This is a genomic window from Streptomyces cyaneochromogenes, from assembly GCF_003963535.1.
Lineage (GTDB): Bacteria > Actinomycetota > Actinomycetes > Streptomycetales > Streptomycetaceae > Streptomyces > Streptomyces shaanxiensis.
The window spans coordinates 1,959,261-1,979,999 of record NZ_CP034539.1; the positions used below are offsets into that span (position 1 = coordinate 1,959,261).

A 20,739-nucleotide genomic window follows, 5' to 3' on the forward strand; every position below is an offset into this window, starting at 1 on the left:
CCTGGGTGCGGTGCCAACGGCTTGGCACGGTTGGGTTACCCGCGGTTACGAGAAGGGCTGACGCGGGGGTCACGCGGAGGGGTTCGGTCCTACGTTCACGACCTCGCCGATGACGATGACCGCGGGCGGCTTCACCTCGTGGGCGAGCACCGCTTCGGCGGCCGTGGCGAGGGTCGCGTCGACCCTGCGCTGGGCGGCCGTCGTGCCCTCCTGGACCAGGGCGAGGGGCGTGTCCGGGGACTTGCCGTGCGCGATGAGCGTCTCGGCGACCTTCCCGATCGTGCCGACTCCCATGAGGATCACCAGCGTGCCGGTCAGTTTGGCGAGGGACGGCCAGTCGACCAGGGAACGCTCGTCGTCGGGGGCGATATGGCCGCTGACCACCGTGAACTCGTGGGCGACGCCCCGGTGGGTGACCGGGATGCCCGCGGCGCCGGGCACCGAGATCGAGCTGGAGATGCCGGGCACGACCGTGCACGGGACGCCGGCCTCGGCCAGCGCCTGGACCTCCTCCATGCCGCGGCCGTAGACGAAGGGGTCGCCACCCTTGAGCCGTACGACCGACCTGCCCTGCTTGGCGTGCTCGATCAGCGCGTTGTTGATGGCCTCCTGGGCCATGAAGCGGCCGTACGGCAGTTTCGCCGCGTCGATCACCTCGACGCTCGGCGGGAGCTCCGAGAGCAGGTCGCGCGGGCCCAGGTGGTCGGTGATGACCACGTCGGCCTCGGCGAGCAGGCGGCGGCCGCGCACCGTGATCAGATCGGGGTCGCCGGGGCCGCCGCCGACCAGGGCCACTCCGGGGGTGCGGGTGCGGTGGTGGGGAGCCACGAGGGTGCCGTCGCGCAGGCCCTCGACGACCGCGTCGCGGATGGCGGCGGTGTGGCGGGGGTCGCGGCCGCGCGCGTCGGTGGTGAGGACGGCGATGGTGACGCCCTCGCTGTGGCCCGTGGCCGGGGTCCAGGCGGTGGCGGCGTCGGCGTCGTCGGAGCGGACGCACCAGACGCGGTGGCGCTCCGCCTCGGCCGAGGCCAGGGTGTTGGCTTCGGTGTCGCCGGTGGCGATCAGGGCGTACCAGGCCTCCGCGAGGTCGCCTTCCTCGTACGGGCGCTCGTGCCAGGTGAGTTCGCCCGCGTCCGCCATGGCCTGGACCGAGGGGGTCACCGAAGGGGACACGAGGTGGATGTCGGCGCCGGCCGCGATGAGGGTGGGGAGGCGGCGCTGGGCCACATGACCGCCGCCGAGGACGACGACCTTGCGGCCGGTGAGGCGGAGGCCTACCGGGTAGGCGGGGTTTTCGGCCATGAGGTGCGGCTCCTCTTTACGGCGGTGCGGTGGCCCTGACGTGCGGATTTTACGGGGCGGGCGGGGAAGGCGGCGCAGGTGTCCGGTGGCTGAGCGCCGTTGCCGGGTGCGGGTGCGCGGGTCTGCGCCCACCCGATCCGCCATGGGGGCACCTCCCAGGCCCTTGAGGCACTGGGGGGAGGAACTTCTCCCCAGCCCCACGGGCGGCGCCAAGCGCGGTGCGCATCGGCGGGGGACCCGGCGCTGTTGCACCGGCGCTGTTGTACGGGTCCCCCTCCCGCGCCGCGGCGACCGCTACTTCTCGGTTACCCCCGCCGAATCGAACGTCGCCACCTCGTGCATCGCCCTCGCCGTGCTCTGCACCAACGGCAGGGCCAGCAGCGCGCCCGTGCCCTCGCCCAGGCGGAGGTCGAGGTCGACCAGGGGGCGCAGGCCCAGCTTGTTCAGGGCTGCCACATGGCCGGGCTCGGCGCTGCGGTGGCCCGCGATGCAGGCGGCCAGGACCTCGGGGGCGATCGCGCGGGCGACCAGGGCGGCGGCGCCGGCGCTGACACCGTCCAGGATCACCGGGGTGCGCAGGGATGCGCCGCCGAGCAGGAGGCCGACCAGGGCGGCGTGTTCGAACCCGCCGATCGCCGCCAGGACGCCGATGGGGTCGGCGGGGTCGGGCTGGTGGAGCTCGATGGCGCGGCGGACGACCTCGGTCTTGCGGGCCAGGGTCTCGTCGTTGATGCCGGTGCCGCGGCCGGTCACCTCGGCCGCGTCTGTGTCCGTGAAGACGGAGATCAGGGCCGCCGACGCGGTCGTGTTGGCGATGCCCATCTCACCGGTGAGCAGGGCCTTGTTGCCGGCCGCCACCAGGTCGCGGGCGGTCTCGATACCGACCTCGATGGCCTGCTTGGCCTCCTCGCGGGTCATCGCGGGACCGGTGGTCATGTCGGAGGTGCCCGCGCGGACCTTGCGGGGCAGCAGACCGGGGGTCGCGGGGAGGTCCGCGGCCACGCCGACGTCCACGACACAGACCTCGGCGCCGACCTGGCCGGCGAACGCGTTGCAGACCGCGCCGCCGCCGAGGAAGTTGGCGACCATCTGGGCCGTCACCTCCTGGGGCCAAGGGGTGACTCCCTGCGCGTGCACACCGTGGTCACCGGCGAAGATCGCGACGGCCGCGGGCTCCGGGATCGGCGGCGGGCACTGGCGGGACAGGCCGGACAGCTGGGCGGAGATGATCTCCAGCATGCCGAGCGCGCCGGCCGGCTTGGTCATGCGCTTCTGCCGTTCCCAGGCCTCGCCGAGCGCCTTGGCGTCCAGCGGGCGGATCTGGGCGACGGTCTCGGCGAGCAGGTCGTGCGGCTCCTCGCCGGGCAGCGCGCGACGGCCGTACGTCTCCTCGTGCACGACCCACGACAGCGGGCGGCGCTTGGACCAGCCGGCCTGCATCAGCTCGGGCTCGTCCGGGAACTCGTCGACGTACCCGACGCAGAGGTAGGCGATGACCTCCAGGTGCTCGGGCAGGCCGAGGGCGCGGACCATCTCGCGCTCGTCGAAGAAGCTGACCCAGCCGACGCCGAGGCCCTCGGCGCGCGCGGCGAGCCAGAGGTTCTCGACCGCGAGGGCGGCGGAGTACGGCGCCATCTGCGGCTGGGTGTGGCGGCCGAGGGTGTGGCGGCCGCCGCGGGTCGGGTCGGCGGTGACGACGATGTTCACCGGGGTGTCGAGGATGGCCTCGATCTTCAGTTCCTTGAACTGCTTGGCCCGGCCCTTGGGGAGGGACTTGGCGTACGCCTCGCGCTGACGCTGGGCCAGTTCGTGCATCGTGCGCCGGGTCTCGGCGGAACGGATGACCACGAAGTCCCAAGGCTGCGAGTGACCCACGGAGGGCGCGGTGTGGGCGGCCTCCAGGACGCGCAGCAGCACCTCGTGCGGGATCGGGTCGCTGCGGAAGCCGTTGCGGATGTCGCGGCGCTCGCGCATGACCTTGAGCACGGCCTCGCGCTCGGCGTCGTCGTAGGCGGGCGCGGCGGGGCCGGTGGACTGACGTACTTCTTCCACTGCGGCCGTGCTCTCTTCCTGGGGGTCTTCCTGGTCGGCGGCCCGGGTGTCCAGGTCCTCCGCGTGCTGTACGAGGTCGGGGTCGGCCCCACGGGGTGCGGGGACCGTGGCGACGACAGGCGGTGCCTCCTCCACGGGGAGGACGATCGGCTGCGGCGGAGTCGGCGCGAGGTGCGGGGTGGTCGGCACCGAGCCGTCGACGGGGACGAACCGGCCCAGGGGCTGGTCGGGCGCGGGTTCCAGGGGGGTGCCGGAGGGGAGAACGGTCGTGGCGTCGCCGTCGGCACCGAACTCTGCGGGCCCGACGGGCTGTTGGGCCGGACCCTGGGGGTCGTGGGACGCCTGCGCGGAGTGGGCAGTGGGCTGGAGCTGCGGTCCCGCGGGTTCCGCGACGAACGGCTCGGGGACCTCGGCCGGTGCGACGTCCGCCGGGGACGGCTGCGGACCGGGCGATTCCGGGGTCGCCGGAGGCTGGGTGGCGGAATCCGGGGCGCCGGAGTCGGGGGTGGTGGTCGAGGCGGCGGCCGCGGCGAGCGGCTGGGGGGCCTCGGCCGACTCGGTGGGGATGTCCGAGGTCTGCTCGGCGGCGGGCATCCCGGCTGCCGGAACCGCGACGTCGGCGTCCGCTTCGGGGGCGGTCGTGGGTACGGCCTGTGCGGCGTGGGCCGCGTCGGCCTCCGCGGGCGTGCCGTCCTGGGCCGGCTGCTGGACCTGCGCGAGGTTCGGGTCCGCCACGGGCTCCGCGACCGGGGTGGAGGGCTCGGCCTCCTGCTGGAGGGCCTGCTCGGGGCCCGCGGGGTGGAGGGCCGGATCGGGGGTTACTGCCGCAGGTGCGTCGTGGGTGGCGTGGGGCGCCTGGCCGACCTGCTCGGCGTCCGCGGGCCCGGGAGCCGGCGCCGCTTCGGCTGCCGTCGGGCCGGGGACGGCTTCGGGGGTCGGCCGGCCCTGGGCCGGGGCGCCACCCTCGGCTGCGACCTGGGCGACCTCGCCCGCCGGGACGGCCTCGACGGCCTCAGGGGCCGGGGCGTGCTCGAGAGCGGGCCCTTCGCTGCTCTCGGCGAGAGCCTCGGGTCCGGCGGCGCCGGCAACCTGGTCGGCCTGGGCGGAGGGAGCTCCGGGGGTCTGCCCGGCCTCGGCGGAGGCAGCCCCAGGGGTCTGCTCGGCAGCGACGACGGGCGTCTCGGGCACCTGCACGGCATCGGGAGCGGGTGCCGCGAGGGCCTGCACGGCTTCGGGAGCGGGTGCCGCGAGGACCTGCTCTGCTTCAGCGTTGGGTGCTGCGACGGCCTGGTCAGCTTCAACGGCGGGCGCTGCGAGGGGCTGCTCACCCTGAGCGGCGGGCGCTGCGAGGACCTGCTCGTTTTCAGCTGCGGGCGCTGCGACCGCCTGCGCAGCCTCAGGCGCGGCCGCCTCGGCGACGTGCACCGCCTCGGCCGCAGCAGCCTCGCCCTGCGGCGCGGCCTCGGGTACGGCCCCGCCGGGAACCTGCGCGGCCTCGGCTTCGGGTGCCTGGGCGCCCGCAACCACGGTGTACGCGCCCTCGGCAACCGGCACGCCCTCAGCGCCCGGCACGCCGGCCGGAATCTGCTCAGTCTCTACGCGCTGCCCGTCCTCGGGCGCGTCGCCAACTCCCGGGTCCTGTACGGCGTCCGGCTCGCCCCCGCTCACCGGGACCTCCCCGCCGCCGGCGTCGGACGGAGTCACCTCGACCGAAGGGGCACCTGAATCGGCACCGGCCACAGCTGCCGCGTCAGCTCCGGCCCCGGCCGGAGCGGCGGCCGCGACGGTCGGGCCGTCCGCGGTCTCCGCCGACTGAGCGACGTCCTGGCCATGCGCGGCATGGGCACCCGGAACCTGCGCTTCGACGCCCGGCTCCCTGGCACTCGCGACCGGCCCCGTTCCCGGAACTTGACCGCCGTCCGCGCCCGGCTCCACACCAACGACCGATTCCGCGTCAACGCCCGGCACGCCATCACCGGCCGCGGGCACCTGGCCGCCGTGCATGTCGTCCTGCGGTACAGCCACACCCACCGAGGCACCTTGCGGGACCTCCGAAGCCGCAGCCTGCGCAGCACCCTCCGCGCCCACGGCCTCCGTGGCCACCCGCGCCACCACCGCCTGCGCGGCGCCCACCGGCTGCCCGGCCGGGACAACCGTTTCGGCAGCCGCCGCCTCGACACCCGCCGGCCCGGGGGCCGACGCGCCCCAGGGGGCGGCCGTCTGCGGGGCCGACGCCTCGCGGTGCTGCGGGAGGTCGAGGTACTCGGGACCGGTCGCCCCGGGGTGGCGTGCGGGTACGCCCACGGCGCCGCGGTCGGCGAGGGAGCGCACCGGGCTGGCGGAGGCGTCGGGGATGGGCGGACCGAGGTGGAGGGGGCGCCGGGGTGTGATGGGCGGGATCGGCGTCGACGGGGCCGAAGGGTTCGGCAGGCGGACCCCGCTGAGGTCGACCGAGCCGCTGTCGCGGCCGGACATCTCGTGCGGGCCCGGCTCGTGGACGGCCTCGAGGACCGGCTCCGGCGCGGGCGGGGCGACCTCGTTGCCCCAGGCGCCCTGGGAACCGGGCAGCAGCAGGTCTTCGTCCTCGGCGGTGGTCTCGGAGAGGTAGGTGTACGCACCGTGCCCCGCGGGGGCGCCCGGCTGCTCCACCATGCCTGCGCTCTCCGGCAGTCCCTCGCCCGGGACCTGGCCGGTGTCGGTCATGCGTACCCCTCGCCCATCGGTTAGTGCTTCTACGACCAGCTCACCCGGGAACGGCGCACCGACCGCCCCCGCAGTGAAGAACGAGCGTGCGTGCCCAGCGGCACGAACGACCCGCCCAAAAAAGGCGACAAAGCCATTGAGAGGCATTGTCCTGGCCATTCGGCCGTCGCGACAGGTTGATCCGCGACAGTCCGCTGTGGACTGCGCCACGTTGCGCGTCCACCGGTTCCGCCGTACCACACGCACCCCAAACGGGGCGTGTTTTTCCGGACATTGACCGACGAAGCGCCGGGCGACCGAGTGCGGTACAACGATCGGCCAGCCTACCGCGAGCGGTACGACAACAGGATCACCGGGACAGGTACGCGGTCATACCGCACGGTCGGGCAGAACCCCGCTGAGCAGGAACGCGACCGTGCGCTCCCGCTCCGTCCAGGCTCGCGTGTCGAGATCCACGGACTGCAGGAGCGCGCACTCCACGTCGTAGCCGTGCTCGGTCAGATCGCGGCCGACGAGTTCGGCGGCGTCGCGGGTCGCGGCGTGCGTGACTATGCGCTGCGGTCGCCGGTCGGCGACGGCGGACACGACGGCGGCTCCCCCGCCGCCGACGCGGACGACGTCCGGTTCGGGGAGGTTCTCCAGGACGTGCGGGGCCATGCCGTGGACGATCTGCAGCTGGACCCCGAAGCCGCGCGCGTTGGCCTCGGTGCGCTGGCAGGCGCGCGGGTCGCGGTCGACGGCGATGACGGCGGCGCCGGCCCGGGCCGCCTCGGTGGCGAAGGCGCCGCTGCCGCAGCCGATGTCCCACACGAGGTCACCGACGCGCGGGCCGAGCCGGGCGAGTTGGGCCGTGCGCAGCGGTTCCAGCTCGCCCTCGCCCATGAGTCCGCCGTAGGACTCGGCGGGCAGGGTCCAGCCGCGCGGCGAGGCGGACGGGTCGCGTCCGGCGATCCAGCCCCCGGACTCCCCCGCGCCGGCCCGGCCGCCGATGACGATGACGACGTTCGGGTCGCGCCACGCGTGGTCGGGGGCCTTGTCGGACGTGACTACGGTGACCTGCTCGCGTTCGGTGCCCAGTTCCTCGCAGATGACGAAGGTGCGGTGGACGCCTTCCAGGAGCAGGCCGAGTTCGGCGGGTCCGGCGCCGGGCGAGGTGAGGACGGCGACCTTCGTGTGGGCGCGGCACACATTCACCGCGCGTCGCAGGGTACGACGGTGTGCGACGACCACCTGTGCGTCGTCCCATGGCATGCCGGCCCGGGCGAAGGCGGTGGCGACCGAGGAGACGGCGGGGACGACCTCGACCTCCAGGCCGAACTCGGGCGCGCGCAGGGTCCGTACGACTCCGAAGAAGCCGGGGTCGCCGTCGGCGAGGACGACCGCGGTGCCGCGGTGGCCGGCGATGCGGCGGGCGGCGAGTGCGGTGCTGCCGAGGCGGATGCGCTCGGCGGCGGGCGGCACCTCGGGGAGCGACAGGTGGTGGGCGGCACCGGCCACGAGCGTGGCGGCACCGAGGGCGGAGCGTGCCGCGGCGGTCAGCGGCGAGCCGTCCCAGCCGATCACCGTGACGCGGTCGGCCATCGTCCTCAGTCTCCAGGGTTTGCGCAGGTCGTCGTGGTGCTGCCCGAGGGGCAGGCTCCGTGAGGGTACCTGGTCGCCGTTACGGCACCACCCGTGCCCGTGGGTCCCTCTCCCGTCAGTTCCACTGGTCGAACGAGGTGAAGCCGCCGGTGTCGGCCAGTTGCTCGCCGGCTCCGTCGAGGTCCTCCGGGAGCAGGCTCCACACGATGAAGTCGGTGCGTACGTCGACCCAGGTGCCGTCGTCCCTGCGGACGTGCGCTATGCACGCGTTGCGCAGGACGCCCTCGCTGATACAGCCGATCTTCTGGGCGACCTGCTGGGAGGCGGTGTTGTCGGCGGCCGTGCGCAGTTCGATGCGTTCGAACTTCTGGTCGTTGAACAGCCATTGGGCGGTGGCCAGGGCGGCCTCGGAGGCGTAGCCCTCGCCGCGGGCCCAGGGGGCGACTATGTACGACAGTTCCGTCGACCGCACATGCCAGTTCGTCTTGGCGAGCTGGACGACGCCGACCAGGCGCTGGGTGAGGAACTCGGTGACGGCGAGGTCGAGTCCTCGCCCGGCCGCCCGCTCGGTGGGGGCGTAGTCGGTGATCCAGGTGCGGGCGCCGTCCTCCGTGTAGGGCTGGGGGACGTCGGTCCAGGCGCCGACCTGCTCGTCGTTCATCATCTCGGCCAGCGCCGGCACGTCGTCCTCGTCGAGGGGGCGCAGCACCAACCGCTCCGTGCTGATGGAGATGTTGGGGAAGGTGCTAGTCATGCGCCGCTCCGTAACCTTCGGAAAACCTTCAGGGCTGCTGAACTGCCCAGCATGCAGCATGAAAGCACTGAACCGCACGACAGGGTCCACTCCAAGTGAGCGAGTGGACCCTGTGCGTACCGATACGCCGTATACGCGCCGTCAGCCCGACGCGACCGGCAGGACCGAGCCCTTGTACTTGACCTCGATGAACTTCTTCACCTCGGAGGACGTGAGGAGCTTCGCGAGCTTGCGCACCCGCGGGTCGTCCTCGTCGCCCGTCTTCACGGCCAGGAGGTTGGCGTAGGGGTTGTCCTTCACCGACTCCAGCAGGATGGCGTCCTCGGTGGGGCTGAGGCCGGCGTCCTGGGCGTAGTTGTTGTTGATGACCGCCGCGTCCACGTCGTCGAGCGAGCGCGGCAGCTGGGCGGGTTCGAGCTCCTTGAACTTCAGGTGCCCGGGGTTGGCGGCGATGTCCGCCGGGGACGCGTCCGTGCCCGCGCCCTCCTTGAGCGTGATGACGCCCTTGGAGGCGAGGAGTTTCAGGGCGCGGCCCTCGTTGGTGGTGTCGTTCGGCACGGCGACGGTGGCTCCGTCGGCAAGCTTGGTGACGTCGGTGACCTTGTTCGAGTAGACGCCCATGGGCGGCAGATAGGCGTCGACGACCGGGACCAGGTCGGTGCCCTTGGACTGGTTGAAGTCGTCCAGGTAGGGCTTGTTCTGGTACAGGTTCGCGTCGAGCGAGCCCTCCTGGAGCGCGGTGTTCGGCAGGACGTAGTCCGTGAACTCCCTGATCTCCAGGTCGAGGCCCGCCTTCTCGGCGAGGTTGTCCTTGATGTACGTCAGGACCTCGCCGGCCGGGACCGCGGTGGCGCCGACGACCAGGGTGTCGTCGGCGGCGCCACCGGAGGAGCCCGAGCCGCAGGCGGTGAGGGTCAGGCCGAGTGCCAGCGTGGCCGTCAGCGGTACGGTGCTGCGCTTCATGTCGGTCAGAAGGCCGCGACGACGGCGCCGTCGTACTTGTCCTCGATGAACTTCTTCACCTCGGGCGAGGTGAGCAGCTTCGCGAGCTTCTGTACCCGCGGGTCGTCCTCGTTGCCCTCCTTCACGGCGAGGAAGTTGCCGTAGGGGTTGTCCTTGGGCGACTCGGCGGCGATGGCGTCCTTGGCCGGGCTGAGGTCGGCCTCCAGCGCGTAGTTGCCGTTGATGACGGCGGCGTCGACGTCGCCGAGGGAGCGCGGCAGCTGGGCCGCCTCGAGCTCCTTGAACTGGAGGTTCTTGGGGTTGGAGGCGATGTCCTTGGGGGTCGCTTCGTAGCCGACGCCCGCCTTCAGCTTGATCACGCCGTTGGCTTCCAGCAGCTTCAGCGCGCGGGCCTCGTTGGTGGTGTCGTTCGGCAGGGCGATCGTGGCGCCCTTCTTGAGGTCCGTGAGCTTCTTGACGCCCTGGGAGTACAGGCCGAGCGGCTCAAGGTGCACCGTGGCGTTCGGCACGGCCACGATGTCGGTGCCGTTCTTCTTGTTGAAGTCGTCCAGGTACGGCTGGTGCTGGAAGTAGTTGGCGTCGACCTCACCCTGCTGGACGGCCGTGTTCGGCAGCGTGTAGTCGGTGAACTCCTTGATCTCGAGTTCGAGGCCGGCCTTCTTCGCGAGGTTGTCCTTGATGTAGCTGAGGATCTCGCCCTGCGGGGTGGGCGTGGCGGCGACCGTCAGCGTGCCGCTCGCGTCGCTCCCGGAGTCCTTGTCCGAGCCGCAGGCGGTGAGCCCGAGGGTGAGGGCTCCGGCGGCGAGGGCGGCAGTGGTGATCTTGGCGGTGTTACGCACGAAAAGTGCCTTTCCTTATGGGTGATGCGACCCCGCGTCGGGTGTGCGGGGAGTTCTGGGGGCTGTGCCGGTGCTCAGGCGCTCTTGCTCGTCGCCGTGGACGCCTTCAGCAGCCGCAGCTTCGGCGCCGCGCCCGAGCGGCCGCCGCGGCGGTGCAGGGAGCGGGCCGCGTAGTCGCCGGCGAACTGGATGAGGGAGATGACGACGGCGAGGACCGCGACGGTGAGCCACATCAGCTCGGTCTCGAAGCGCTGGTAGCCGTAGCGGATGGCGATGTCGCCGAGGCCGCCGGCGCCGACCGTGCCGGCCATGGCCGAGTAGCCGATCAGGGCGACGATCGTGGTCGTGGTGCTGGCGATGAGGGACGGCAGGGACTCCGGTACCAGGACCTTGCGTACGACGGTCCAGGTGTTGCCGCCCATGGACTGCACGGCCTCGACGAGCCCGCCGTCCACCTCGCGGACAGCCGTCTCGACGAGGCGCGCGAAGAACGGGATCGCGCCGATCGCGAGCGGCACGATGGCGGCCTCGCGGCCGATGGTGGTCCCCGTGACCCAGCGCGTGAAGCTCATCAGGGCGACCATCAGGATGATGAACGGCATCGACCGGGCGACGTTCACGATCTGCCCGATGACCTTGTTGGCGAGGACGTTCTGCAGGAGCCCGCCCCGGTCGGTGAGGACGAGGAGGACGCCGAGCGGGAGGCCGCCGACGACGGCTATGAGGGTGGACCAGCCGACCATGTAGAGGGTGTCCCAACACGCCTGCTCCAGCAGGGGCTGCATCTCGGACCAGGTCACTTGGCACCTTCCTTGACCAACAGGGGCTCATTGACGACGTCGATCTGCAGGCCCTGTTCGCGCAGGAAGCCGATGGGTACGACGTTGTCCTCGTAGCGGCCGGGCAGTTCGATGCGCATCCGGCCGACCTGGAGGCCGCCGACGGTGTCGATGGCGGCGCCGAGGATCGAGATGTCGATGTTGTAGGTGCGCGAGAGCTGGGAGATGACCGGCTGGGTGGCCGCCTCGCCCTGGAAGGTGACATCGACGACGGTGCGGTCGTCGCCGGTGGCCTCGCCGTCCACCGGGAAGAGGGCGGCGGCCAGTTCCGATCCGGGGGTCGCGAGCAGCTCGCTGACCGTGCCGGACTCGACGATGCGGCCCTGCTCCATGAGCGCGGCCGAGTCGCAGATCGACTTCACGACGTCCATCTCGTGGGTGATGAGCAGAACGGTCAGGCCCAGCTGCCGGTTCAGGTCGCGCAGCAGCTGGAGGATGGAGCGGGTGGTCTCCGGGTCGAGGGCGCTGGTCGCCTCGTCGGAGAGCAGCACCTTGGGGTCGCCGGCCAGGGCGCGGGCGATGCCGACGCGCTGCTTCTGACCACCGGAGAGCTGGGCGGGGTAGGCCTTGGCCTTGTCCGACAGACCCACCAGGTCGAGCAGCTCAAGTGCCTTGCGGGAGCGTTCCTTCCCGGACTTGCCGAGGATTTCCAGCGGAAGCTCGACGTTGTCCTGGACCGTCCGGGAGGACAGCAGGTTGAAGTGCTGGAAGACCATGCCGATACGGCTGCGGGCCTGCCGGAGTTCCTTGCCGGCCCGGGGCCCGCGCCCCGCGAGGGCGGTGAGGTCCTGTCCGGCGACGGTCACCGTCCCGGCGGTGGGGCGTTCCAGCAGGTTGACGCAGCGGATGAGCGAGGACTTGCCGGCGCCGGACTGGCCGATGACGCCGTACACCTCGCCTTCGCGGACATGCAGATCGACGCCGTCGAGGGCGGTGACCTCGCGACCGCGCGAGCGGTAGACCTTGGTGAGGCCCGATGTGGTGATCACTGGGTTTCCGTCACTGTCGAGTGCGCGGCGCATCGTGGGCGCCGGGCACGGGGCATTCGTGGTCGAAGGCAGCCGGAACGCAGCACGGTTCTCGCAGGCGCGGTGGAACCGGAGTGGAGAATCGTGTGCGCGGGGCAGTGCTCAGTCATCGGTCCCGTACGCGGACGTACGGGCGGACATGAGCGGGCTCTCGCTTCGGGGCGCGAGGCTCAGGGTGGTGCAGGGGCCCTCTAGAAGGCGCACATTCGACACATACAACGAGCACCGGGCGTCATGGTCGCCTCGGTCGCAGCGGTGCGGCAGCTCGTCGTGGTCATGCGATCAGTAAACCAGACGTACGGTCCTTACCGACCGCCGCTGTCCGCATGCTGGACAGCGGCGGACAGTCGTCAGCCGCGGACGGAGATCTCCACGCCCCCGGCGGTGACCAGCGCCGACAGGGCGGACAGGTCCCGCACGACCAGGTCGGCATCGAGCTCGTGGGCCTGGTGGGTTGTGGTCAACGCCACGGTGGTCATGCCGGCGGCGCGACCGGCCGCGAGGCCCGCGGGGGCGTCCTCGAAGACGACGCAGTGGGCCGGGTCGACGCCCAGTTCCCGGGCGGCGAGGAGGTAGGGCTCGGGGTCGGGCTTGCCGCGGGTGATGTCGTCGGCGGTGACCATGGTCTTGGGGAGGATCCCGACCGCGTCGAGCCGGGCCTCGGCGAGCCGCCGGGTGGCGGAGGTGACGACGGCCCAGCGGTCGGCGGGCAGCGAGTCGAGGAAGGCCTTGGTGCCGGGCAGCAGATGCACACCGCCGTTCGGTACGTCCTCCACCTCCAGCGTCTCGATCCGTGCGAGGGCCTCCGGCACGATGTCGGCGGGCAGCAGGTCGGCGGCTATCTCGACGGCGGGCCGCCCGTGCAGCTCGATCCGGCCGAACTCCTCGGCGGTGATGCCGTACTCCTCGGCCCAGCGTGTCCAGCAGCGGTCCACGGAGGCGAGAGAGGAGACGAGGGTGCCGTCGTTGTCGAACAGGAGAGCGCGCGCGTGGATCGTCATGGTCTAGACCCTACGGGGCCGTGGGAGCTTGCCCGACACGGCCTCGGGCGTCGATCATGCCCGCGTGAGACCGGAGGTACAGGCCTTCGTGGCCGACGGACCGCTGCCCGACACGGACGCCGAGGGCGACGAGATCGACCGGCGGGTGGACGCACGGCCCGGCCCGCGGCCGACGAGAACGAGTGGCGGCACCGGCTGTGGCGGCGGGCCGTGAACGGTGGTCTCGTCGCCGACGGGGCGGGCGGCTGACGGGCGGGGGCGGCCGCATCAGGCCTTTTGGACCGTAATAGGCTCGCCACATGCTTGATGCCCTGACGCTGGTGACCGGTGTCGCCGCGCTGCTGCTCGCCGCCTGGTGCGGGTGGGCGGCATACCGTGACCAGCCGACGAAGGACTGGCACTTCATCGGGATGGCCGTGGTGACGGTGCTGACCCTGGTGCAGTTGGTGGCCGGGATCGTGCTGCTGGCGCAGGGTGAGAAGCCGGAGCAGGGCACGACGATCTTCGTGGCGTATCTGCTGGGCGCGTTCGCGTGCGTTCCGGCCGCCGGGTTCATGTCGCTGGCCGAGCGCAGCAAATGGGGTTCGGTGACGGTCGCCGCCGGCGGTGTGGTGCTGGCCGTGCTGGAAGTGCGGCTCTATGACATCTGGGGAGGCTGAGGTGGCCGTGACGGAGGAGAAGCCGACCAGGACGCGGCTGATCAGCGGGCCGGGGATGTTGCTCGTCTGGCTGTACGGCGTGATGGTCGTCGGGGCCGTGTCGCGATCGGCGTACCAGATCGCGACGGAGTTCGACCGGGCGCCGCTCGCCTACTCGCTGTCGGCGGTCGCCGGTCTCGTCTACGGCTTCATCACGTACACCCTTGTCAGGGGCGGCGAAAAAGCCCGCAGGGCGGCGCTGGTCTGCTGCGCCGCCGAGCTCGCGGGCGTTGTGGTCGTCGGCACCTGGACGCTGGTGGAACCCTCGGCGTTCCCCGACGCGACCGTCTGGTCCGACTACGGCATGGGGTATCTGTTCATCCCCGTCCTGCTGCCCCTGTCGGCCATGTACTGGCTGCGCAAGGCACGCGCCCGGTAAGGGAACTCAAGCAGTGGCGGCGTACGCCCCCGCCGGCTTCTCCAGGACGATCATCGGCACCCCGTCCGCGCCCTTCGACGTGCCCACCGCCTCGTAGCCCACCTTGCGGTACAGACGGAGGTTGCCCTCGCTGCGGTGGCCGGCCTCCAGGCGGAACCTCTTGGCACCGCGCTGTTCGGTGAGGGCGGACTCGGCTGCGCGCAGCAGCCTGGCACCGATGCCGTGGCCCTGGAGGCGGGGGTGCACGCAGAGCTTGCCGATGGCGGCGGCGCCGTCCGCGGTGACGCTGCCGCGGACCGAGCCGACGACCTCGTCGCCCAGCCGCGCCACGAAGACGCAGTCCCCGACGACCTCCGCGCGGACCGAGTCCAGGGTTTGGACCAGCGGGTCGATGCGGTAGTTGCCGTACAGCGCCGCCTCGCTCTGGAAGCACAGGTACTGCAGCCTGAAGATCTGCTCCGCGTCCTGCTCGGTCGCCGCCGAGATGGTCACGCTCATGCCCATGTGCGCACGCCCCTCGCTCACCTGATCGCCTGTTGTCCCTCACTCCTATCCCCGCGCTCCGCGGGCCGCAACCTCCGGTGTGAGCAAACGACGCAGACATCCCAGGCATCTGGAACGTTCTGGACCAAGACTGCCCTGTGAGATACCCAACTCCCCCGCGATTTCCCGGTATGTCAGGTCGTCCGGGGAGAGGAGGGCCTCCACGAGCGCGGGGCAGCGGCCGGGGAGTCGGCGGACCGCTTCGCGCAGGGCGCGGTGGCGGGCGGCCGTGAGGGCCAGGTGTTCCGGGTCGTGGGCACGCTCGTCCGCCGGCTCGCGCTCATACGGCCGTTCGAACCGCGTCGTACGGCGGCTGCGGCGCGCCTCGGCGCGAACGGCCCTGCGCAGCCAGCCCGGCGGGTCCACGGGCGGGCCGTGCGAGTCGAGGCGTTCGAGGAGGCGGAGCCAGACCGCCTGTTCCAGGTCCGCGGGCTCCGCTCCGGAGGCGGGTGCCTCGGCCGAGGCCTCGGCGGTGAGCAGGGGGCGCAGCACGGCAAGCAGGTCGTCCGTCATATGCGGCACGACGCGGCCGCCCGGGCGCGAGGTTGCCCGGGCGGCCGACGCTCACCCCAACCGGGGCGTGGGTCTCAGCCGTTGACGAAGTCCTCGCGGGCCAGCACGCCGGTGTCCGGATTGTCGGTGAAGACGCCGTCGATGCCGGTCGCGAAGTACGTCTTGTAGGCGCCGAAGACGTCGCCGTAGGCGTCCGGGTCGGTGCCCTTGCGGAAGTTCGCGGGCAGGAAGGGGTTCTCGTTGCGCATGGTCCAGGGGTGCAGGAGCAGGCCGACCTTGTGCGCGTCGTTCACCAGCGTGGTGGGCGTGGTGAGGTTGCCGTTCGCGTCCCTCGGGATGATCAGGTCCAGGGTGGTGCCGAGGCCCTGGGCGTAGGAGGCGATCTCGCGCAGGCCGGCCGGCTTGACCAGGTCGGCCACGGTGCGCGGGTCGCCCGTCTCGATGAAGTCCCAGGGGCGGGTGGTCGGGCCGGAGAGCAGGACCACGAGCGGGTTGTCGACCAGCTTGTTCAGGCGCTGGATGCTGGTCGGCTCGAAGGACTGGATGATGACCGGGGAGGTTCGCCGGTCCTTGCCGTGCTTGTGCAGCACCTTGGCGATCCGCTCCTCCAGGCCGAGGCCCAGCTTGCGGAAGTAGGTGGGGTGCTTGAGCTCGGGGTAGATCCAGACCTGCTTGCCGCGCTTGCGGGTCTGCTCGTCCTGCCACTTCAGGACCTCTTCGAAGGTGGGGATCTCCCAGCGGCCGTTGTAGAGGGTGTTGTGCGGGCGGTTGGCCGGGATGCGCTCGGTCGCGCGCAGGGTCTTCAGCTCGGCGAGCGTGAAGTCCTCGGTGAACCAGCCGGTGGTGGAGACGCCGTCGAGGAGCTTGGTCTTCTTGCGGTCGGCGAACTCGGGGTGGGCGGCGACGTCGGTCGTGCCGCCGATCTCCGGCTCGTGCCGGCAGACCAGGTGGCCGTCCTTGGTGGGCACGAGATCGCCCGCCTCGACGATGTCCGCGCCCATGTCGAGGGCCAGCTGGTAGGAGCCCAGGGTGTGCTCGGGCCGGTAGCCGCTGGCGCCGCGGTGGCCGATGATCGTCGGCTTGGGCAGGCTCTTCAGGCCACCGCCCCCGCCACCGTGCCGGGCCTCCGCCGCCTTCGCCGTACCGGACAGCCCCAGGACCGCGCCGCCCGCGCCGAGCACGGCCGCGCCGAGAAGCATCCGCCGTCCGGTCCCGCCAGCCTGCTCGTTCTCCTGCGTTCCCATGAGCGCCCTTCCTGCCCGTCCGTTCGACTTCTTCGTTCGGCTCCGCCTCCGGGGCGCGCCGTGGTGCGGGCCGATCCTAGGTGCGTGTACATGACGGACGGGAGACCTCCGGCGGAACGCGCGGGTGACGCTGGATGTCGTACGTGAAGGGAGTGATGACGGCCCGTCGGATTCGGTTCCCGGACACGGGGAACGCGTCCGGTATGCCCCGAGGGCGATGTCCGTCACACCGTGGCGGGCGCGTTACGTGCCGCCCTCGGCGCGCCACCGCAGGTAAACCAGCGTCAACAGTGCGTAAGACGTCGGTGAAGTCGGCGCACCCGATGTGCGGGATCCCGGGAACCGCGAGTATCGTCCTCACCTGCACAGACTTCTACGAATCCCTTGACACCGGAGGGCCCGTTGTCCCGCTTCGCGCTCATCAAGGCAGTGCTCGGACCGATCATGCGCCTGATGTTCCGCCCACAGGTGGAGGGCGCGGAGCACATCCCGGGCGACGGTCCGGTCATCCTGGCCGGCAACCACCTGACCTTCATCGACTCGATGATCCTGCCGCTGGTCTGCGACCGTCAGGTCCTCTTCATCGGCAAGGACGAGTACGTCACCGGCAAGGGCGTCAAGGGCCGCCTCATGGCCTGGTTCTTCACCGGTGTCGGCATGATCCCGGTCGACCGGGACGGCGGCCGGGGCGGCGTCGCGGCGCTGATGACCGGACGCCGGATCCTGGAGGAGGGCAAGGTCTTCGGCATCTACCCCGAGGGCACACGGTCCCCCGACGGGCGGCTGTACCGGGGTCGTACGGGCATCGCGCGCCTCACGCTCATGACCGGGGCGCCGGTCGTCCCGTTCGCCATGATCGGCACGGACAAGATCCAGCCGGGCGGGGCGGGTATGCCCCGGCCGCGCAAGGTGACGGTGCGGTTCGGTGAGGCGATGGAGTTCTCGCGGTACGAGGGGATGGACCGGGACCGTTATGTCCTGCGGGCCGTCACCGACTCCGTGATGGCGGAGGTCATGCGGCTGTCCGGGCAGGAGTACGTGGACATGTACGCGAGCAAGGCCAAAGAGGCGGCGTAACTCCTCGGCAGAGCTTCAGACGGCGGGCTGCACTTCGGGTGGCCCGCCGTCCGTGTGTTCAGACCCGGGCGCGGGAAACCACAGCACGAACGTCGAGCCCTCCCCCGCCCGCGAGAACAACCGCACCTGACCGCCGTGCCAGATCTGCCGGACGATCGCCAGGCTCAGCCCCGCACGCCGGCGCGGCGCAGGGCGTCGTGGTCGCCGATGACGGTGAGGCCGGGTGAGAGGCGGCGGCGCAGGGTGAGGCCGCGGTCGGCGGCGAGCGGGGCGAACTCCTCGCATGCCTCGTCGGCCGCTGCGGCCAGGTCGGCGTCGGCGAGGGCGGGCGCGTTGCGGCGGGCGGTGGCCAGGAGGCCCTCGACGAGCCGGGTCATACGGGTGGTCGCGCGGTCCACGCCGCGGGCCGCCGAACGGCGATCCTCGTCGTCCGACTCCTCGGCGAGCAGTACGGCGTCCAGGTTGGCGCGGATGTCGGCGAGCGGGCTGCGCAGTTCGTGCGAGGCGTCGTCGATGAGCTGACGCTGGGCGCGGAACGCCTCGTCGAGCCGGTCGAGCATGGAGTCGACGGTTTCGGCGAGGTCGCGCAGCTCGTCCTTCGGGCCCTTGAGGTGGATGCGCTCGGACAGGTCGGTGGCCTGGATCTCGGCGGCCGTGCGGGAGATCTCGTGTACGGGGCGCAGGGCGCGGCCGGATCCAGCCGACGGCGAGGCTTGCGACGGCGAAGGAGAAGCGGCGCAGCTGGCGAGCGTCTCGTAGTTCACGGCGGCCTCGACCTCCGCGACCTTGACCGCGTCGAACTCCGCCACCTCCCGGCCGTTGACGATCTCCGTCACGGAGAGCGGCTTGGTGACGGCGTGCGCCTCGCCGCTGCGCTCGACGGCGAGGTAGGTGCCGCCGAGGACGAGGGCGGTGAGGACGAAGAGGAGGGCCGGGGTACAGGACGGTCAGGCGGAAGCGGATGGTGTGCGTGAACGCGGGGAGCCGGATCCGCCGCCGCCGGACCGTGGGGGCTGGTCGCGCCCACGTGGCGGAGCCGCACCTCGATACGGCCCCGCGCCCCTAGGGTCGGCCGTCCAACCGTTGGCCGCGGAGGAGGAACCATGCTGCCAACGCTGCGGCGAGCAGTACGGCCGCCCCTGCTCCCGCCGCGACGGCGAGACCGTCGACGAAGGAACTGCGGGCCGCTTCCAGCATCGCCTCGGACGTCTGCGCCGGCATACCCGCCGCCGCCTCCACCGCGCCGCCCAACGACTCGTGGGCCTCCGCCGGTGTGCCCACCGGGCCGGAGAACCCGCGGTACACGCCGGTCACGATCGATCCCAGTACGGCGATTCCCATGGCCGCGCCCAGCTCGTACGCCGTTTCCGACACCGCGGACGCGGCGCCCGCCTGCTCCTTCGGCACGCTGGAGAGGATCACGTCCGACGTCACCGTGAAGGAGAAGCCCGCGCCGACGCCGACCACCAGCAGGGCGGCCCCGAGCAGGGGGTAGCCCGTCGAGCGGTCGATCACCGTGAGCACGGCCAGGGCGAGGCCGATCGCCGCCAGGCCGCCGGAGACCACGGCCCGTACTGAGTAGCGGCGGGCCACGCGGCCGGCGATCAGACCGGCCACGACCGCACCGATCGCGGCCGGCAGTTCGGCGAGACCCGCCTCCAACGGGCCCCTGCCCTGCACGAGTTGCAGGAACTGGGAGAGGAAGAACACCAGGCCGGACAGGCCGAGGATGGTCAGCAGGTCGGCGAGCACGGCGCCGCTGAAGCCACGGCGGCGGAACAGCCGCATGTCCAGCAGCGGGGTCGGCAGGGTGAGTTGGCGGCGTACGAAGCCGTACAGCGCGGCCGCGCCCAGCAGGCCCGCGGCGAGCGTGGCCCAGGTGAAGCCGTGGGAGGCCGCCTCCTTGACGGCGTACACCACACCGATCATGCCGACGAGCGACAGGGCGACGCTGATCAGGTCCCACGGACCGGGACTCGGGTTCCGGGACTCGGGCAGCAGCTTGATGCCGACGAGGACGAGGACCACCATGACCGGCAGGTTGATCAGGAAGACCGAGCCCCACCAGAAGTGTTCGAGCAGGAAGCCACCGACGATCGGGCCGACGGCCGTACCGGCGGAGGCGGTCGCGCCCCAGATGCCGATGGCGAGGCTGCGCTCGCGCGGGTCGTGGAAGAGGTTGCGGATCAGGGCGAGGGTGGCGGGCATCAGGGTCGCGCCCGCGACACCGAGCAACGCCCGGGCCGCGATCATCAGTTCGGGCGTCGTCGCGTAGGCGTTGAGCACGGATATCGCGCCGAACGCCGTGGCGCCGACGAGCAGGATCCGCTTGCGGCCCATGCGGTCGCCCAGGCTGCCCATCGACACGAGCAGGCCCGCGATCACGAAGGAGTAGACGTCGCCTATCCACAGGAGCTGGTTCCCGGTGGGCTTCAGGTCCTCGCTGATGTAGGGGGTCGCGAGGCCGAGGACGGTCGCGTCGACGGCCACCAGCAGCACGGCGAGGACGAGGACGGACAGCGCCAGCCAACGGCCGGGGCGCTTGGTCACCGCCTCGGTCGTGGTCGCCGGCTGCAGGGTGCTGGTCATGATTCCTCTCTCGGTTGTTCGGGTTGACGCAGTGCGCCGCCGAGCAGCAGCTCGACGATCATGTGGGTGAAGTCGTTGCGGGCGACCCTGCCCTCCGAGACCGCCCAGGCCCCGGAGGCCAGCAGGCCGTAGAGCGCCTCGGTGAGCCAGGCCGGGGTGAGGTCGATACGGAACTCACCGCTCTGCTGGCCGCGCCGGAACAGCGCGGCGATGCGGTCGTCGATGCGGGCCCAGCCCGCGTTCTGCTCCTCGCCCTCGAACAGCTGGTTCTCCGTGTAGAGGAACGCCAGCAGTGCGGCCGCGGGCTCGATCTCGCGGACCAGCCGGTGCACGGCGTCGCGCGCCGCCCCCTCGTCGGGGCGGGCCGCGTCCAGCGCGGCCTCGCACTCCGCGATGCCGAGCGACTCCAGCGCCCGTACGAGGGCGTCGCGCCCGGCGAAGTGCCGGTGCAGCGTGGCACGGCTGATCCCGGCCGCCTTGGCGACCTCGTCCATGGTGGCGGTGGATTTGCGGGTCAGCAGGGCTGCGGCGGTGCGCAGTACGTGATCACGATCGACGGCCATGAGACAAGAGTAGCGCATGTGAGACATTCATGTCTCACCGCGGGCATGGGTGACTCATGGCTGTCGATCAG

General features: G+C 71.8%; 19 protein-coding genes. 4 read left to right on the forward strand and 15 right to left on the reverse strand.

Annotated elements, in window-relative coordinates:
• Window positions 1-69: 69 nt before the first annotated feature.
• The 9 genes from cobA to EJ357_RS08640 all read right to left on the reverse strand — a co-directional run bounded on the left by cobA (window position 70) and on the right by EJ357_RS08640 (window position 13,062).
• Window positions 70-1,302 (reverse strand): uroporphyrinogen-III C-methyltransferase, encoded by a 1,233-nt coding sequence (gene cobA / locus EJ357_RS08600; RefSeq protein ID WP_126390234.1) that lies wholly within the window; start codon window positions 1,300-1,302, stop codon window positions 70-72.
• A 294-nt stretch (window positions 1,303-1,596) separates the two neighbouring features.
• Entirely contained in the window at window positions 1,597-6,057 is a 4,461-nt protein-coding gene (gene cobT, locus EJ357_RS08605; RefSeq protein ID WP_126390236.1) for a nicotinate-nucleotide--dimethylbenzimidazole phosphoribosyltransferase, read from the reverse strand.
• Window positions 6,058-6,426: 369 nt separating this feature from the next.
• Entirely contained in the window at window positions 6,427-7,638 is a 1,212-nt protein-coding gene (cbiE, locus tag EJ357_RS08610) for a precorrin-6y C5,15-methyltransferase (decarboxylating) subunit CbiE (RefSeq protein ID WP_126390238.1), read from the reverse strand.
• 115 nt (window positions 7,639-7,753) lie between these two features.
• Window positions 7,754-8,392: a GNAT family N-acetyltransferase gene (locus EJ357_RS08615; protein ID WP_126390240.1), complete on the reverse strand. Its 639-nt coding sequence runs from the start codon at window positions 8,390-8,392 to the stop codon at window positions 7,754-7,756.
• Between the two features lie 141 nt (window positions 8,393-8,533).
• Complete coding sequence (locus EJ357_RS08620) at window positions 8,534-9,355, reverse strand: MetQ/NlpA family ABC transporter substrate-binding protein (protein ID WP_126390242.1); 822 nt, start codon at window positions 9,353-9,355, stop codon at window positions 8,534-8,536.
• Between the two features lie 5 nt (window positions 9,356-9,360).
• Window positions 9,361-10,194, reverse strand: coding sequence for a MetQ/NlpA family ABC transporter substrate-binding protein (locus EJ357_RS08625; RefSeq protein WP_126390244.1), 834 nt, complete (start codon window positions 10,192-10,194; stop codon window positions 9,361-9,363).
• Between the two features lie 74 nt (window positions 10,195-10,268).
• Window positions 10,269-10,994 carry a methionine ABC transporter permease gene (locus tag EJ357_RS08630; RefSeq protein ID WP_126390245.1) on the reverse strand — a complete coding sequence of 242 codons (726 nt, stop codon included), beginning with the start codon at window positions 10,992-10,994 and terminating at the stop codon, window positions 10,269-10,271.
• Window positions 10,991-12,022, reverse strand: coding sequence for a methionine ABC transporter ATP-binding protein (locus EJ357_RS08635; RefSeq protein WP_126390247.1), 1,032 nt, complete (start codon window positions 12,020-12,022; stop codon window positions 10,991-10,993). Before EJ357_RS08635 ends, EJ357_RS08630 begins: the two co-directional genes overlap by 4 nt.
• Window positions 12,023-12,411: 389 nt before the next feature.
• Window positions 12,412-13,062 (reverse strand): HAD-IA family hydrolase, encoded by a 651-nt coding sequence (locus tag EJ357_RS08640; protein WP_126390249.1) that lies wholly within the window; start codon window positions 13,060-13,062, stop codon window positions 12,412-12,414.
• Window positions 13,063-13,126: 64 nt separating this feature from the next.
• Between EJ357_RS08640 and EJ357_RS48195 the strand changes: the two genes are divergently transcribed.
• From EJ357_RS48195 to EJ357_RS08650, 3 genes are all read left to right on the forward strand, one after another.
• Entirely contained in the window at window positions 13,127-13,276 is a 150-nt protein-coding gene (locus tag EJ357_RS48195; protein WP_175647339.1) for a hypothetical protein, read from the forward strand.
• A gap of 85 nt (window positions 13,277-13,361) precedes the next feature.
• Entirely contained in the window at window positions 13,362-13,721 is a 360-nt protein-coding gene (locus EJ357_RS08645; RefSeq protein WP_126390251.1) for a hypothetical protein, read from the forward strand.
• Entirely contained in the window at window positions 13,702-14,139 is a 438-nt protein-coding gene (locus EJ357_RS08650) for a hypothetical protein (protein WP_407698473.1), read from the forward strand. The genes EJ357_RS08645 and EJ357_RS08650 overlap by 20 nt, the downstream gene beginning before the upstream one ends.
• A gap of 6 nt (window positions 14,140-14,145) precedes the next feature.
• On the opposite strand, the gene EJ357_RS08655 is transcribed toward EJ357_RS08650, so the two are convergent.
• The 3 genes from EJ357_RS08655 to EJ357_RS08665 form a co-directional block, all read right to left on the reverse strand.
• On the reverse strand, window positions 14,146-14,643 hold the full coding sequence (locus EJ357_RS08655) for a GNAT family N-acetyltransferase (RefSeq protein WP_126399305.1): 498 nt from the start codon (window positions 14,641-14,643) through the stop codon (window positions 14,146-14,148).
• A 45-nt stretch (window positions 14,644-14,688) separates the two neighbouring features.
• Window positions 14,689-15,195, reverse strand: coding sequence for a sigma-70 family RNA polymerase sigma factor (locus EJ357_RS08660; RefSeq protein WP_126390254.1), 507 nt, complete (start codon window positions 15,193-15,195; stop codon window positions 14,689-14,691).
• Between the two features lie 74 nt (window positions 15,196-15,269).
• Window positions 15,270-16,439, reverse strand: a complete 1,170-nt coding sequence (locus tag EJ357_RS08665) for a glycerophosphodiester phosphodiesterase (protein ID WP_126390256.1) — start codon at window positions 16,437-16,439, stop codon at window positions 15,270-15,272.
• Window positions 16,440-16,841: 402 nt separating this feature from the next.
• Here EJ357_RS08665 and EJ357_RS08670 point away from each other — a divergent pair, with 402 nt between their 5' ends.
• Window positions 16,842-17,516: a lysophospholipid acyltransferase family protein gene (locus EJ357_RS08670; protein WP_126390258.1), complete on the forward strand. Its 675-nt coding sequence runs from the start codon at window positions 16,842-16,844 to the stop codon at window positions 17,514-17,516.
• Window positions 17,517-17,680: 164 nt separating this feature from the next.
• Here the strand turns inward: EJ357_RS08670 and EJ357_RS08675 are convergent, their stop codons facing one another.
• The 3 genes from EJ357_RS08675 to EJ357_RS08685 form a co-directional block, all read right to left on the reverse strand.
• The gene (locus EJ357_RS08675; RefSeq protein WP_228473013.1) at window positions 17,681-18,352 is read right to left on the reverse strand and encodes a sensor histidine kinase; all 672 of its coding nucleotides are present in this window, start codon (window positions 18,350-18,352) and stop codon (window positions 17,681-17,683) included.
• Window positions 18,353-18,578: 226 nt separating this feature from the next.
• Window positions 18,579-20,105 carry an MFS transporter gene (locus EJ357_RS08680; protein WP_126390260.1) on the reverse strand — a complete coding sequence of 509 codons (1,527 nt, stop codon included), beginning with the start codon at window positions 20,103-20,105 and terminating at the stop codon, window positions 18,579-18,581.
• Window positions 20,102-20,668: a TetR/AcrR family transcriptional regulator gene (locus EJ357_RS08685; RefSeq protein WP_175647340.1), complete on the reverse strand. Its 567-nt coding sequence runs from the start codon at window positions 20,666-20,668 to the stop codon at window positions 20,102-20,104. The genes EJ357_RS08680 and EJ357_RS08685 overlap by 4 nt, the downstream gene beginning before the upstream one ends.
• Window positions 20,669-20,739: the final 71 nt, after the last annotated feature.